Source organism: Streptomyces sp. NPDC006743 (assembly GCF_040703815.1).
Lineage (GTDB): Bacteria > Actinomycetota > Actinomycetes > Streptomycetales > Streptomycetaceae > Streptomyces.
Genome location: NZ_JBEYJA010000017.1, coordinates 31261 through 45994, shown reverse-complemented (window position 1 = coordinate 45994; position 14734 = coordinate 31261). Strand labels below are relative to the sequence as shown.

At 71.0% G+C, this 14734-nt stretch carries 13 protein-coding genes; 9 read left to right on the top strand and 4 right to left on the bottom strand.

All coding sequences use genetic code 11. The features are described 5' to 3' along the window. The first annotated feature begins 323 nt into the window (after positions 1-323). From ABZ719_RS16785 to ABZ719_RS16765, 5 genes are all read left to right on the top strand, one after another. Complete coding sequence (locus ABZ719_RS16785; RefSeq protein WP_366725925.1) at positions 324-986, top strand: type VII secretion system-associated protein; 663 nt, start codon at positions 324-326, stop codon at positions 984-986. 271 nt (positions 987-1257) lie between these two features. After that, a complete protein-coding gene (locus ABZ719_RS16780; RefSeq protein ID WP_366725924.1) occupies positions 1258-2958 on the top strand; it encodes an amidohydrolase in 1701 nt (566 codons plus the stop codon). Between the two features lie 255 nt (positions 2959-3213). After that, entirely contained in the window at positions 3214-4452 is a 1239-nt protein-coding gene (locus ABZ719_RS16775) for a cytochrome P450 (RefSeq protein ID WP_366725923.1), read from the top strand. 57 nt (positions 4453-4509) lie between these two features. Continuing rightward, a complete protein-coding gene (locus tag ABZ719_RS16770) occupies positions 4510-4704 on the top strand; it encodes a ferredoxin (RefSeq protein ID WP_366725922.1) in 195 nt (64 codons plus the stop codon). After that, complete coding sequence (locus ABZ719_RS16765; protein ID WP_366725921.1) at positions 4701-5912, top strand: FAD-dependent oxidoreductase; 1212 nt, start codon at positions 4701-4703, stop codon at positions 5910-5912. The genes ABZ719_RS16770 and ABZ719_RS16765 overlap by 4 nt, the downstream gene beginning before the upstream one ends. On the opposite strand, the gene ABZ719_RS16760 is transcribed toward ABZ719_RS16765, so the two are convergent. Next, complete coding sequence (locus ABZ719_RS16760) at positions 5902-6768, bottom strand: L,D-transpeptidase family protein (RefSeq protein ID WP_366725920.1); 867 nt, start codon at positions 6766-6768, stop codon at positions 5902-5904. The two genes, ABZ719_RS16765 and ABZ719_RS16760, sit on opposite strands and share 11 nt — an antisense overlap. 178 nt (positions 6769-6946) lie before the next feature. Here ABZ719_RS16760 and ABZ719_RS16755 point away from each other — a divergent pair, with 178 nt between their 5' ends. From ABZ719_RS16755 to ABZ719_RS16745, 3 genes are all read left to right on the top strand, one after another. Beyond that, complete coding sequence (locus ABZ719_RS16755) at positions 6947-7912, top strand: sigma-70 family RNA polymerase sigma factor (protein ID WP_366725919.1); 966 nt, start codon at positions 6947-6949, stop codon at positions 7910-7912. A gap of 377 nt (positions 7913-8289) precedes the next feature. Continuing rightward, on the top strand, positions 8290-9231 hold the full coding sequence (locus tag ABZ719_RS16750; RefSeq protein WP_366725918.1) for an alpha/beta hydrolase: 942 nt from the start codon (positions 8290-8292) through the stop codon (positions 9229-9231). Between the two features lie 52 nt (positions 9232-9283). Continuing rightward, entirely contained in the window at positions 9284-9529 is a 246-nt protein-coding gene (locus ABZ719_RS16745; protein WP_366725917.1) for a Smr/MutS family protein, read from the top strand. 29 nt (positions 9530-9558) lie between these two features. Here ABZ719_RS16745 and ABZ719_RS16740 read toward each other — a convergent pair whose 3' ends face one another. From ABZ719_RS16740 to ABZ719_RS16730, 3 genes are all read right to left on the bottom strand, one after another. Then, on the bottom strand, positions 9559-9942 hold the full coding sequence (locus tag ABZ719_RS16740; RefSeq protein WP_360969706.1) for a DUF6009 family protein: 384 nt from the start codon (positions 9940-9942) through the stop codon (positions 9559-9561). 202 nt (positions 9943-10144) lie between these two features. Further along, on the bottom strand, positions 10145-11701 hold the full coding sequence (locus ABZ719_RS16735; protein ID WP_366725916.1) for a phage/plasmid primase, P4 family: 1557 nt from the start codon (positions 11699-11701) through the stop codon (positions 10145-10147). Then, positions 11698-12804, bottom strand: a complete 1107-nt coding sequence (locus ABZ719_RS16730) for a bifunctional DNA primase/polymerase (protein ID WP_366725915.1) — start codon at positions 12802-12804, stop codon at positions 11698-11700. Before ABZ719_RS16730 ends, ABZ719_RS16735 begins: the two co-directional genes overlap by 4 nt. Positions 12805-13826: 1022 nt before the next feature. Here ABZ719_RS16730 and ABZ719_RS16725 point away from each other — a divergent pair. Beyond that, positions 13827-14660, top strand: a complete 834-nt coding sequence (locus ABZ719_RS16725) for a hypothetical protein (protein WP_366725914.1) — start codon at positions 13827-13829, stop codon at positions 14658-14660. Positions 14661-14734 lie beyond the last annotated feature (74 nt).

Below are 14734 nucleotides of genomic sequence, written 5' to 3'. Positions count from 1 at the left end.
TCTGGATGTTCTTTTAGTTTCACGTTTCTTCAGGGGCTATCTTCTACCTCGACGTGGTGACAATCGGCAGCAACCACCCGGCAGCTTCGGCGGGCTGACGTCCGGTTACCGGCCCCTTCGCGCCGCGCTCGTTGCGGACCACCAGGGCCAGGACCGACTACAGGGGCCCGGCATGGCGAACAATCGAAGAATGGCTGCGTGAGAGGGCGAGTTTTGAGCGGCTCCCGGGTTCGACAGTGCTCCTGATCTGCGAGAGCGGCAGGGACAAAGAAGAAGTGGACAGCTCGGCCCCAGAATTCTGAATTTCCATCGAACGGAACAAAATGAGCGACGTCACCCCGACCGAACCGAACGACACGAACCCCCTTTCCAACATCCCGGAAGAACTCCGTGAGGCCGCCAGGGCCGCACCCGACCACTGGCTCGGCCTCGTCGACCCGGGCTGGCGCGGCGAGGGGGCGCCTCCGCGCTGGACCGTGGCAGGCGAGTACCGCTCCAGCCCCGAGGGCGAAGTGGTGGAGTGGCGGGATAACGAGGAGTACCGCCCCTCACCGCTGGCGCTGGGGTGGCCCAAACCCACCGATCCCGTGGACGAAGCGGTGCAGTTGGCCTCCACCGGCTGGGGGCCTCCGGAGGATGTCCCCCAGCGGCTGGCCGGAACGATCGTGGGCATATGGCTGGCCCCCGACGGAACTCCGCTGCGGACGCGGACGCCCGACGGCACAGCGGTCGTCCCCGTCTTCACCTCCGGTGACCAGTTGCAGGCCGCGAGCCAGTTCGCGACCAGCACCATCCCGGTCCAGGAGCTGGCCGGTCTGCTGGCCGCCGACGAGCAGTTGTATCTGAACCCGCTCGGCGTCGTCGCCATGGTCGTCGATCCCGGGGCCGTCCTCACTGCGGCGGACACCGGCGGGGAGGGGGACAGCGGAGCGGCGGAAGCGGCGGTGACCGCTACTTCCTCTGCGGACTCCCCTATTACGGCGTAATAGGCCACGGCCGGACCCGGTCCTCGGACGGAGTGACCGGGCCCGGTCCTCGGTTGGAGTGACCGCCCCGTCCCCGGACGGAGTGACCGGGCTCGGTCCCCGGTCCTCAGCGGGAATGAAACACATATCTGACGCGCCGACACGTTACACTCCGTCAGTCTGTCCAGGTGTGCACATCCACCGGCATACATGTTGTGCACGGACACACCTGGCAGCACTGTCGTGGGCCGCCCCCGGCCCTTCTCCCTCACCCCCGAGGAACGAGACTGACGTGAACGACGACCTCCACCCGGGCCGCCGGCGCCTGCTGAAGATGTTCGGGCTGGGTGCCACCGCGACCACGGCCGCCCTGCTCCAGGGCGACCCGGTGCTCGCCGCGACCCTCGGCTACGACGAGAAGACCGGGGTCTCCCCGACGACCTACCGGGCGCCGAAGGGCCTGGCGAGGAACACCGCGGCCAAGCAGACCGCGCTGGGCTGGATCGACACGAACCGGGGTGCCGTCACCAAGCTGAACGACGACGTCTGGAAGTACGCGGAGCTGTCGCTGCGCGAGTGGAAGTCGTCCCTCGCCACGGCGAACCTGCTCAAGGCCAACGGCTTCACGGTCGAATGGGGCTCGGCGGGCTTCCCGACCGCGTTCGTCGCCACCTACGGCAACGGCGGCCCGGTGCTGGGCTTCAACGCCGAGTACGACGCGCTGCCGGGGCTCTCGCAGAAGAAGGGCGTGGCCACCCACGACCCGCTCGTCTACCACTACGACGCCTACGGCCCGTCGTACGGCGCCGGGCACGGCGACGCGCACAACGCGCTGGGCGCGGGCGGTACGGCCGCCGCCATCGCCGTCGCGCAGGCCATCCGGGCGCACGGACTGAAGGCGACCGTCAAGCTGTTCGGCAGCGCCGGCGAGGAGCAGCTCGTCGGGAAGGCGTACGCCGTGAAGGAGGGCGTCTACGACGGCCTCGACGCGTTCCTCGACTGGCACCCGTTCAACATCACGACCCCGTTCTGGAACACCACCAGTGCACTGATATCGGCCACGTTCACCTTCCTCGGTGCCTCCGGTCACGGCGGCACCCCGCTCGGCAACAAGAGCGGTCTGGACGGCGCGCTGCTGATGGCGACCATGTCCGAGTACCTGCGGGAGAAGAACGTCGCGCCGTCGGGCCGGTTCCACTACGCCGTGATCAACGGCGGCGGCGCCCCGAACGTGACCCCGGACATGTGCTCCATCTGGTTCTTCGTCCGCGAGGGCAGCCCGGCCCGCGCCCAGGTGCTCTACGACAAGATCGTGGAGTGCGCGAAGGCCGCCGCGCAGGCCAGCCAGACCCGGCTGGTGCACAAGTTCCACTCGGCGACCTGGAACCTGCTGGCGAACAGGGCCGGCGCGGAGCTGCTGTACGACAACATGCGGCAGATCGGCGCGCCGAAGTTCACCGACGCCGACCACACCCTGGCGAAGGCCGTGCAGAAGTCGCTCGGCCGCCCGGAGGTGGGCATGCCCACCGACCTGGTACCGCTCGCTCCCCCGGCCGCCGCCTACACCGGCGGGCTGGCCACGGACACCGCCGACATCAGCTGGCAGGCGCCCACCGCGGTGCTGCTGTCCGCCGCGTACCCACCCGGACTGCCCAACCACAACTGGGGTGTCACCGCTACGGCGGCCACCGACATCGGGCACCAGGCGATGCTGTCGGCCGCCCGCTACCTCGCGGCCGGCGCCGTCGACCTCATCGAGCAGCCCGACCGGCTCGACGCCATGAAGCAGGAGTTCAAGGGCCGCACCGAGGGTATCCAGTGGGCCTCGATGATCCCCGACGGCACCCAGCCGCCGCTGTACGAGCCGCCCGCGGACTTCCTGAAGGCGACGGGGCAGAGCTGGCCGCCCGAGGGGGTCACCTGGCCGGTGCCGCCGGTGGTCGCCACGGAGCAGCTGGGGACGACCGGGCCGAACCTGCCGCCCGTCACCTGACGGTCCGCACGCTCCTCACCGAGAGCCCCCGGGGGCCCGTCCCTCCCCCGGGTCCACCGGTCCGTGGCCGCGCACTCCCCGCGGCCACGGACCGGGAAACATGTGTGTGTTCCACGGACCGGGAATGGCGAAAAGAATGCCCTATACACGGATCTCCCCTTCCGTGCCCGAAGGCCGCGTCGTAACGTGCGCCCCGGCGCCCCCACTTCCACCGCCACCCCCATCAGGCACACACTCGGAAGCCGAGGATCAGTCATGACCAAGGCAGCATCCGTTCCCAGCCCGGCCCCCTCCCCCGCAGCCACCCCCTGGCCCGCCGAACGCGCCCCCGGCTGCCCCTTCGACCCTCCGCCGTCGGTGACGGCCCTGCTGGACACCGACCCCGTCTCCCGGGTGACCCTCTGGAACGGCGCGAGCGCCTGGCTGGTGACCCGCCACGCCGACCAGGTCGCCCTGCTGCGCGACCCCCGCGTCAGCGCCGACAACACCCGGCCCGGCTACCCCAGCATGAGCGCGGGCAGCGACGCCATCCGCGCACGCCACCGGGCCTTCATCACCATGGACGAGCCCGAGCACACCGAACGGCGGCGCCTGTACACGGGCAATTTCACCGTAAAGGCCACCGAGCGGCTGCGCCCGCGCATCCGGCGGATCATCGACGACCTCCTCGACGCGATGGAACGCCAGGGACCGCCCGCCGACCTCGTCACCGCCTTCGCCCTCCCCCTGCCCTCGCTCGTCATCTGCGAACTGCTCGGCGTCCCCTACGAGGACCACGACTTCTTCCAGCGGGCCAGCGCCGCGATCATCGACACCCGCAGCACACCGCAGGCCGCCGTCTCCGCCTCCCAGGAACTGGTCGACTACCTGCGCGACCTCATCCTGCGCAAGGCCGAGCGGCCCGGGGACGACCTGCTCAGCCGCATGGCCACCGAGCAACTGGCCACCGGGCTCGGCACGGAGGACGAGTGCGCCAACGAGGCCCGGCTGCTGCTGGTCGCCGGGCACGAGACCACCGCCAACATGATCGCGCTGGGCACCTGCGCCTTCCTCCAGCACCCGGACCAGCTCGCCGCCGTCCGTGACGGTGACGCCCGCCAAGTGGCAGGCGCCGTCGAGGAGATGCTGCGCTACCTGACCATCACCCACATGGGACGCCGCCGGGTGGCGCTCAAGGACATCGAGATCGGCGGGGTCCGCATCGCCGCGGGCGACGGCATCCTGTGCGTGAGCGAGACGGCCAACCGCGACCCGTCCGTCTTCGCGTCCCCCGACCGCCTCGACGTCACCCGCTCCAGCCGGCAGCACATGGCCTTCGGCTCCGGCCCGCACCAGTGCCTCGGCCAGAACCTCGCCCGGGTGGAACTCCAGGAGGCCTACCCGGCACTGCTGCGCCGCTTCCCGGGCCTGCGGCTCGACCGCCCGCTCGAGGACATCCCCTTCCGGACCGCGGCGGTGGTCTACGGCGTACGCGAACTGCCCCTCACCTGGTGACCCGGCCTGCCTGCCGGCTCCCCTCCCCAACCCCAACTCCCCGATGACAGGAGCGACATGAACATCACCATCGACGAGGACAAGTGCTGCGGCGCCGGTCAGTGCGTCCTGGTGGCGCCCGAGGTCTTCGACCAGCGCGACGAGGACGGTGTCGTCGTCCTCCTCACCGCACGGCCGGCCGAGGACCAGCACGACGCCGTACGCGAGGCGGTCGCCGTCTGCCCGGCCGCGGCCATCGAGGTCGAGGCGTGACCTCTCCCGCCGGAGTGGTCGTCGTCGGCGCCTCGGCGGCGGGTCTGACCGCCGCCGAGGCGCTGCGGCAGTCGGGGTACGACGGCCCGCTCACCCTGGTCGGGGACGAACCCCACCCGCCCTACGACCGGCCGCCGGTGTCGAAGCAGTTGCTGGCCGGGGACTGGCCGGCCGAGCGGCTCCTGCTGCGGCCGGAAGAGGCGTACACCGAACTGGACGTACGGCTCCGGCTGGGCGTGGCGGCGAGCGCCCTGGACGTGACCGCCCACCGGGTCCGGCTGGCCAACGGGACCGACGTGCCGTACGACAGCCTCGTCGTGGCCACCGGGACCCGGGCGCGCACCCTGCCCGGGGCGGGCGGTGCGGCCGGGGTGCACGTGCTGCGCACGCTCGACGACGCGCTGGCGCTGCGGACCGCACTGGCCGGCCGGCCGCGCCTGGTGGTCGTGGGCGGCGGGTTCGTCGGCGCCGAGGCGGCCTCGGTCGCCCGGTCGCTGGACTGCGAGGTCACCCTGATCACCACGGGGGACGCTCCGCTGGCGGACGTCGTCGGTCCGGACGCCGCGGACATGCTGGCCTCCCTCCACCGCGAGCACGGCGTCCGTCTCGTCACGGGCACGCGGGTCACCGGCCTGCTCACCGGGCAGGGGCGGGTCACGGGGGTGATCACGGACCGGCGGGGCGTCAGGAGCGAGGTCCGCGCCGACGCCGTGGTGCTCGGCGTCGGCGCCCGCCCGAACACCGAGTGGCTGGCGGGCAGCGGTCTGCCGCTGGGTGACGGTGTCGAGTGCGACAGCACCCTGTACGCCGGGCACGACGTGTGGGCCGCCGGTGACGTGGCCTCCTGGCAGGACCCCGACTCCGGTACCCGGCTGCGGATCGAGCACCGGACCAACGCCACCGAACAGGGACGGCACGTCGCCGCGAACATCCTGGCGGGGCCGGGAGCCGGGTCCGGCTTCCGCACGGTTCCCTACGTCTGGTCGGACCAGTACGGTCTGCGGCTCCAGGTCTACGGCCTGGCCCGCGGTCCCGGCGCGACCCACCTCGTGGACGGGGACCCGCGGCAGCGGAAGTTCACCGCCGTACGGGTCCGCGACGGCCGCGTCGTCGCCGCCCTCGGCATGGGCATGTTCCGCCAACTGCGCGCCCTGCGTGAGCTGGTGGCCGAGCACGCCGCCTGGCAGCCGCGCGGCCTCACCTCCTGAGCGACGCGGCGTCCCCCATCACGACCACCGGATGCAGGGCAGGGTCGAGGGTGCGCAGCAGCTCCTTCATGTGCCGCTTGGCGATGCTGACGCACCCGTGGGTGGGACCGCCGTGGTCGACGTGCAGCCAGATGCCACCGCCCCGGTCCGCACCGAGGGGGCGCGTCCAGTCCAGCGGCGTCGTCCCCTTCTGGTGGTTGTAGTCGATGGCGATGACGTAGTCGAAGGCCCCGTCGAGGGGTTCGCCGTCGAAGCCCAGCCCTCCGACCGTGTACCCGGAGACGGAGCGGGTGTACGGCAGCTTGGCGCCGGGGTCGGAGAGCCTGCCTCCGGCGTCGCTGAGGGTGAACACCCCGATGGGCGACCGGAGATCACCCTGGTGGTGTTCGTCGGTCCAGCCCTTGAGCGCGTTGTGCGCCGTCCAGGTCGGGCCCGCCTTCCAGCCGTCCGCGGTGCGCTGGTACAGCACGACCCCGGAACGGTTGGAGTTCTTGCCCTGGCCGGTGACCAGGACGACCTGGCGGGTCTGCGCCGGGACCTGGGACAGCGTCTTGGGACCCAGCCCGGGGAGCTGCGTGGGCAGTTCGGGAGCGGCGTTGTCGACGCCGGACATCGGACGCGCCTCGTCCCGTGCGGAGGGCGCGGCGGCCGGGGAGTTCCCCGCGGCGGCCGCCGGGGCGTCGTGGACGGCCCCCGTCGCGGTCGCCCCGCAGCCGGTGACGGTGGCCGCGACGACCAGGGCGGCGGCCGCGAGGGGCAGCCGCCCGCCGGCCCGGGACAGCGTGGCGAGGACCTGGTCGCCCGCTGTCGGGGCCCGGTGGCGCCCTCGCGAGGTGGGGTTGTTCTGTGAGGCCATGTTCCCAGCATGTCGAACACCTTTCAGGAACTCGTCAGCACCCCACCTGTTATGAGCCACGTCACTGTTCTGGCCGAGTGCACACACATGTCGACCGGCCGGGACTCTCACACACACCTGACCGCTGCCCGCCTTGGGTACCCTCGGGTTCAGCAGTGGCCGGGCCGGAGGGCGGAACATGGAGACCACACTGAGGGACGCCGCGCGGGCCGAGGACGCGATACTGACCCGTGCGGCGCAGCGGGGCGACGCGCCGGCGCTGGCCACCCTGCTGGAGCGCCACCGTCCGGGCATGCGCGCGGTGGCTCTGAGCCTGCTGGGGCCCGGGCCCGATGCCGACGACGTGATGCAGGAGGCGGCGCTGGTCGCGCTCCGCCGTATCGCCGATGTCCGCGACCCGCAGGCGGTGGGGCCGTGGCTGCGCATGGTGGTGCGCAACGCCTGCCGGTCCCTGCTGCGTGAGTCCCGCCGCACCGAACCCGTGGACGAGGTCCCCCTGCCTCCCGCCGGCGCCTCCCCCGAACAGTTGCTGGACCGGCACGCCCTGCGGGACTGGATCTGGGAGGCCGTGGAGGAACTGTCCCCGGCGTTGCGGCTGCCGCTGGTGCTCCGCTACTTCTCCTCCGGGGTGACCTCGTACCAGCAGATCGCCGAGGCGTGCGCGGTTCCGGTCGGCACGGTCCGCAGCCGGCTGCACCAGGCACGCGGTCAGCTCGCCCAGACCCTCGCGGCCACCTCCGCCTCCGCTCACGACGACACCGCTCGTCGTACCGAGGCCAGCTGGCAGGAGGCGCACGACACGCTCGCCGCCGCCGAACGAGGGGAGTTCGAGAAGGTGGTCAGGGACCGCTACTCCCCCGAGGTGTCCCTGCTCAGCGGCGGACACCGGCTCGGTGGCGTCGGGCTGATGCTGGTGGGCATGGATTCCGACCTGGCCGCCGGGGTCCGCCAGCGCCCCCGGCATGTCGTCGCCGGCCGGTCGCTCGTGGTGTGGGAGATGGACCTGGTCAATCCGCCGGACGCCCCTGACCACTGCCCACCGGGGGTCGCCTGGATCATGAACCTCGAAGGCGGCCGTATCAGCGAGCTGAGTCTCTACCACGCAGCGCGGCCCGCTGCCAGCCGGGAACTCCGGGCGGCCTGAACAACCCTCTCGGTAGCGAGCCTCGTCGGCTCTCGCCGCCTCACCTATTACGGCGTAATAGGTCCCGGCGGGCCGACGGTCGACCGGACCTATTACGCCGTAATAGGTCGCGGCGCACGGAGCCCGCCCTCGCGCCACCCCCGGACCCTATTACGGCGTAATAGCCCGGGCGCGCGGCCGCCGTCCTCGGGGCACCCCGCGCCCGCCCCTGCCTCTGGTCCCTGTCCCCTATTACGGCGTAATAGCTCCGCCCCGACTCCCTCCTCCCGGTCTCGCCTCTCCATGTGACGTGGATCACAGTCGCGTCCTCGAACTTTCGACCACCCCCTGCGTCGTGTCGGTGTCAGCACACACCCTCACTCGATGCGGAGAACCTCATGAGCATCACCAACGGTTCGCACCAGGCCCAGGACGTCGGCTCCGGCCCGCTCTCCCCCGGCACCCATTCCTTCGAGGTGGGCGGCGTCACCCAGCGCTACCACGTGTACGGCAGCGGTCCGGTGGTCCTCGCCCATCCCGGCGGGCCCGGCATCCACTGGGAGTACCTGCGGATGCCCGCGCTGGAAGAGCACCTGACCATGGTGTACGTCGAACCGATCGGCACCGGCGAGTCCGGCCGCCTCCCCTCGCACCCGCACGGCTACACCCGGGACCGTTACAGCCGCTTCCTGGAAGTGCTGATCAACCGCCTGGACGTGCCCGAGGTCCATCTGCTCGGTCACTCGCACGGCGCGTTCGTCGCCGCGTATCACGCGCTGCACCGCGCACAGCGGCTCGCGGGTGTCGTCCTGTACGAGGGGGCGCCGGTCACCGGTCCCGAGCACGGCGCGGAGGCGGGTCGCATGGTGGAGCAGTTCGCCGCCCGGCACGCCGGTCACTCGGGGCTGCCGGACGTCCTGGCCGCATTCGGCGCGATGTCCGGTATGGCCACCGACGAGGACACCGTGGCGGTGGCGCGGGGCGTCCTGCCCTCGTACTTCGCCCACTACTGGGAGAACGAGGAGGAGCTGGCCCCCTTCCGGGACGCGATACGGGCCACGTTCATCTCGGGGCTGGACGAGGACCTCTCCCCCGACGTCATCGACGACCGCGTCGCGCTGAAGGAACTGGCGGTGCCCGCGCTGGTCGTGGTGGGGCGGCACGACGTCATCTGCGGCCTGCGCTGGGGCCGGGAACTGGACGACCTGATCCCCGACTCCCGGCTGCTCGTCCTCGAGGAGAGCGGCCACATGGGACACATCGAGGAACCCGAGCGGTTCACCGAAGCGGTGCTCGCCTTCGTGCGGGAGACGGCGGGTGACGAGGCCCGTAGCCTGTAGGGCCGACACCCACCGCTGCCGACACGCGCCGCCGCCCGGAGGAGGGCTCCCGATGATGACGCTCGACCTGCACCCGGTGTTCCGCAACAACCGGGACATCGAACTCGCGATGCGTCAGTTCCTCTTCCGGGCCTCGCACGCCGGCGTCCCGGTCGCGGAGATCATCCCCGGCAAGGGATCGGGGCGGCTGCGGGCACGGGTGCTGGCCTTCCTGGACCAGCAGCACATCCGCAAGCTCTACGTCCGCCGCGAGGTCGACGCGGGGAACTCCGGCCGCGTCCTCGTGTACTTCTCCTGAGCCGGCGGTCCGCCGCCCGGAGCGGCGGCTCAGGGAGCCGATGTCGCTATCGGCAGCGAACCGCACTGCGACCGGGGCGTCTTCGCGCCCGGCTTCTTCGGCGCGATGGTGCGGGGGTCGACGGCCTCGCCGGGGGCTCCCTCACGGTAGAGGCCGTCGGGCAGGCTGTCCCGGTCGTGCGGCAGCAGGAAGAACACCCGGCGCTTGTACAGGCCGCTGTCGGGATCGGGCGAGGCCTGCTCGTCGAGCAGCGCGTAGCCGACCATGCGCCCGTCGCGGGCGTAGGGCGGCTTGGTGTTGCGGCGCTTGGTCTTGTCCAGCGCCTGGCGGACATAGTCCAGCTTTTCGGGGTTCTCCAGCCACACCACCTCTTCCTCGTGGATGAGGTCGCTCTCGGTCAGTAGCGAGCTCATGGCTGCAGCCCCTCCTTCGTCGGCGTGCTCCCCACCAAGGGGGACGTGGCCAGGCATGTGAACATGTCGCTCCGGCCCGCGCTCCGGCCAGCGGCGGGGCCTCCGGTGGGAGCCACCGCATGCGGGACCTGCCCTCCATCGTAGAGCGCCCGCGGGGCCAGGTGCAGGCCGACCGCTGAGTACGGCCGAACTCCGGGCCGCCTCACGGGTGCTCCAGCAGGGCGATGCCGGGGTAGTACTTGCGTCCGTTCGACTTGATCATGTCGGCGGGCGAGGCCACTCCGACCTCCTGACGGACCCGGTTGGCGAAGGCCCTCGGCGTCGCGGGCCTGATCCCCTCCCCCGCGTTGCACCAGGAGCTGTACTCGGTGTACAGCAGGCCCTGCTCGACCCGCAGGTCCCGTCCGGCCTCGCCGTCCCGGGTGCAGCACTCGGCCAGGAAGCGGCCGATGTGGTCCTCGGTGGTCGCGTAGGCGGTGGTGGCGATGCGGACGCGGTCGGGGCCTTCCAGCGGGTCGCGGGTGGCCAGGTAGCGCTGAGCGCCCTCGATGAGCCAGTGCAGGATGCCGGGGCCCTCGTCCCGTACGAGCTCGAAGGCGAGGTTGTCGATCCTGCGTTCGGCCGGGACGGTCCGGGTGAAGGGCAGCAGGCGGATGCGGCGCCAGAAGGCGAAACCGCCCGTGGAGACCTCCGGGCGGTGGTTGCCCAGCAGCCACAGGTGGTGGGTGGGCGTGAAGGAGAAGTAGTCCTGCCGCATCCGGCGTGCCTTGATCTTGTCGCCGCCGGTCAGCAGCCGGACCCGGGCCTCGTCGAACTTGTCGTTCGGCTTCAGCTCGCTGCACACCACCAGGCGGCGGCCGTGCAGTTCGGTCAGCTCGGTCGAGTGCTCCGAGAACGCTCCCCGGTCCATCAAGAAGCCGGGCGGGGCGGCGTCGGCGTAGTCGCCCAGGATCTGGATCATGATGTCCAGCAGGACGGACTTGCCGTTCTTGCCCTCGCCGTGCAGGAACGGGAGCACCTGGGCACCCACGTCACCGGTGATCGAGTACCCCAGCAGCAGGTGCAGGAAGTCGATCATCTCCTCACCCTCGGGATCGCTGCCGAAGGTGTCCGCGAGGAAGCGGTGCCAGCGAGGGGTCTCCATGCGCTGCGGGGCCACGCTCGTCGCCCGGGAGTGGAAGTCCCGGGTGGGGTCGGCCTTGCGCAGATGGCCGTTGTGCAGGTCGACCACGCCCGCCGGCGTGCACAGGGCGTACGGGTCCCCGTCGAGGCAGTCCGGGTCCACCGACAGGTCGGGAGACGCCTTCGCCTGGGTGAGCAGGGCCTTCATGCCGGTGGTGGACAGGGTGCGGCGCTTGTGCTGGGCGATCTCACGGTTGCTGAAGATGCCGCGCGGGTCGGTGTCCGGCATGTCCTCCGCCATCTCCCCCGCGGCCCACAGCGCGGCCTTCTCGCCGCCCGTGCGCTTCCAGCGGTAGCCGTCCCAGGCGAACCAGCCCAGCCCCTCCACGTGCCGGAACTGGTCGCGGTGCATCTGCACGAAGAGCCGCGCGTTTCCCCGGTCCGAGAGCGACGGCGGCAGGGACGGCGTCCCGAAGGCTCCCGGCGGTGGGAGCGGCGAGACCCCTGAAGCGGCCTCCGGGGCCGTCTGAGCGGGCAGCAGCGCAGCTCCGGCCGGGGCGGCCGCTTCCAGGTCGAGCATCTGCTGAGCGGCAGCCTGCGGGTCGAAGCGCGGTGAGCTTCCGGCACTGCTGCTCATGGACGTCCTTTGAGGTGGAGAGGGCGGGCGGACCCAACGGCAAGGGCGTCGTCGACGATCGTTTCGTTCCTGGCCTGCTGCCAGGGACGGGCGTACTGGGCGACCCTGACGAGCCGGTCCCGGACGGCCGTGTGTTCGAGGTGCCCGGCACCCACCAGTCCTCCCGCGGTGTAGGCCGCCCGGTTGAGCTTCTCCGTGAAGCTCGTCCCCTCACGCGCCGCGGCGCACCCGGCGACCTGCTGGATCAGCGGATCGAGGATCCGCAGCGCACCGGCCTCCCCGCGACCCGTCCGCACGCCCCGGAGAGGGGCTGTAGGGGCTTCTGAGACGTTTGTGGGCCACGGGGCAGGAGAATCCTCACCCGGGGGGCTGGAAGGCCCGCAGGAGGCCGTGACGGGCCGCGGAGCCACCACATGTCCGGTGCGGGCCAGTTCGTCCCTGAGCCAGTCCGGCAGGGGCGCCGGGAGCCGGGCCGCGCCTTCGGCCCGGTAGACGCCTTTCGGTGTCCGCGTGCCGGGCGCCACGATGTAGCCCCCGTCGGCACGGACGTCGACCTGCCAGGCCAGCGCCGCGTTCCGCCCGGAGCCGGTGGAGCAGCGGAACCGTGTGGCGGGGTCGGGGTTGAGGTACCAGACGTGCAGGCCCCCGGAAGGCGTGCGCACGCGGAGCGTCGTCTCGTCCGAGGAGGGATCGGGGGCTCCCCGGTAGGCGGCCAGCAGCGCCAGCGTGTCGAAGCCCGAGGCCAGCCCGGCGAGGCTCACCTGCTCCGGGATGGGGATGCCGGGCAGCAGCCGGGACCGGTCGGCCACCGGGGCCGCGTGGGCGTCGATGTCGATCACGACCAGCTCCGCGGGGGCACAGGCGACGCCGACTCCCGCCGCGGGCTTCTCGCTCCACCAGCGGTCGATGCGGTCCGGGTCGGTGGTGGCCGCGTGGAAGCCGTGGCAGGGACGGCCCGCGGGCAGGCAGGGACAGTCGGCGGGGTCGTGCCGGTGCGTGCGGCAGTCCGGGCAGTTCCCGGCGGGCGTCTTGCGTCCGGGGGCAAGGGGGTGGACCGGCCAGCCCTGGGCGGCGCACCACCGTGCGACGGCATGCGGAGCCACGGGCCCGACTCGGGCTGCACTTTCGCGGTTCTCACCTTCGCGCGGCACGGGGATCGTCCTCGTCACGTCTCGTCGTTCGCTCACTGCACGGGCACCTGGCTGGCAGTGACGCGCCATCAGGGACCGAAGGGACTCTAGTGCGAAAGAGAGTCTAGAGGTCATCGTCCGAAAAGTGGGTCTGTTCTGGGCCGCGTGCCGTTTCTATCAGTTTTCCTGGTCCCTTGAGTCCCTGGGTCCCTCCTGTGGTGAGTCTTCGGTGCGCACCGGCCGGCGTCGGTCCCTGTGCCGGGGAGGGGTCCGGTCCCTCCGGGCAGGGCAGGGACCAGCCGGTCTCCCACCCTAGGGGCTGAAGGGACTGATGATTGTCATATAAGCCAGGACCGGCAACGGGCTTTACGGGACGCCCGCAGGGTCCGAAGCCCTCCAGGGACCAGAACCAAGGGGCCGAGAGGGCCCAGGGACCCTGTTGAGTCCCTGAGTATTTCCGCAGGTCAGAGGCGTGCGACCAGCAGAAGAGGGACTGTAGGGACTGAACTCGGCAATTATGAGCTGTACAAGAACATGGGGTTACATACGCGCCCGCGTATACGCATCACATGTCTTGTCTACGTCATAATTGCGACTTTCAGTCCCTACAGTCCCTCCCAGGAGGGGTAAAACGCCTCTGACCTGCGGAAACGTCAGGGACTGAAGCGCAGGGACCAAGAGGGACCAGCACTGCTTCAGCCCCTTCCCCCGGGTCTCTCCCCCGTTGAGTCCCTCCGCAGGCCTGTCCCTGACACCGTTCCTGCCCTGTTCCGCGTCCCGGAACGTCCCCAGAGCGGTGAACCTTTCAGTCCCTGTGCTCGTCTTCCTGTCGTGAGTCCCTGTCGGCTCCGGTCCCTGCGGGGCCGGAGAGCCCCTGCCAGGGACTCGGCTATTACGCCGTAATAGCCACCGAGGGGACGCTTGGTCCCTGGAGCAGGCCCTGTTCTGCCGTTTCACATTCTGTGAAACGATGGAGGAGAGGGCACAATCCATCTATGGCGAAGCGCGCACGTAAGCCGTCCAGGCCCACAAAACCCCTGGTCAAGCCACCCGTACGGATTGGGTCTCTGGACGCGGCCGCGCTGGTCGGCGAGCTGCGGCAGCTCCATGAGAACGCCGAGGACCCTGATGTGGAACGCATGCCGGCCGACGACGAGCTGTACGGAGCGCTCCTCTACGCCGAGAAGCACACCGATGCCCTGCGCGGTCAGTCCCTGGAGGTGAGGCGGGACGCTGCCCTGAAACGGGTCCGGTTGTGGGAGTACCTGAAGGAGCAGAGCGAGCTCCACCAGGTGCGAGCCGTGGACGATGCCCGTGAGGCGGGAGCGCACTGGGAGCACGTGGCGCCCGCCCTGGCGGTCAGCGCCCCGAGCGCGGCGTACAACAAGGCGAAGAGACTCAGGGCGGCCACCCTCACCGACGAGACCCCGGCGGGCCTACCGGTCCGCCGCACCCCGGAGGCGGTACTCGAGGCCGAGCGACGGCTCGCCCTCGAACAGGCCGCCGAACGCCGGGCTCAGGAGGAAGCGGAGAAGCGGCACGCGCTCCTCGTCCCTGTCGCGGGCCGGCTCCTGGAACAGCGTGACGGTCTGGTGCTCGGGGAGGACGCGGACTACTGGTTCGAGGAGATCGAGGCCGTCCTCCCGCAGTGCCGTACCCCGCTCCAGCGGGTGAGCCTCAACCGGTACCTGGACGCGGCCGTCCGCGCCCTCGCCAAGCAGGAGCAGCAGACGGCCAGACCGGTGGCGCTCACCGATGAGGCACGTCTCGCCCTGGACGCGGCTGCCGAGTTCCTGAAGGCGGCGAAGCCCGAACCTATTACGCCGTAATAGGTTCGGGCCGAAGGCGCTGCCCAGCGGATCGTCAGAGGGGGGAGCGTCCAGCCTGTGAACCGGTCTGCCTA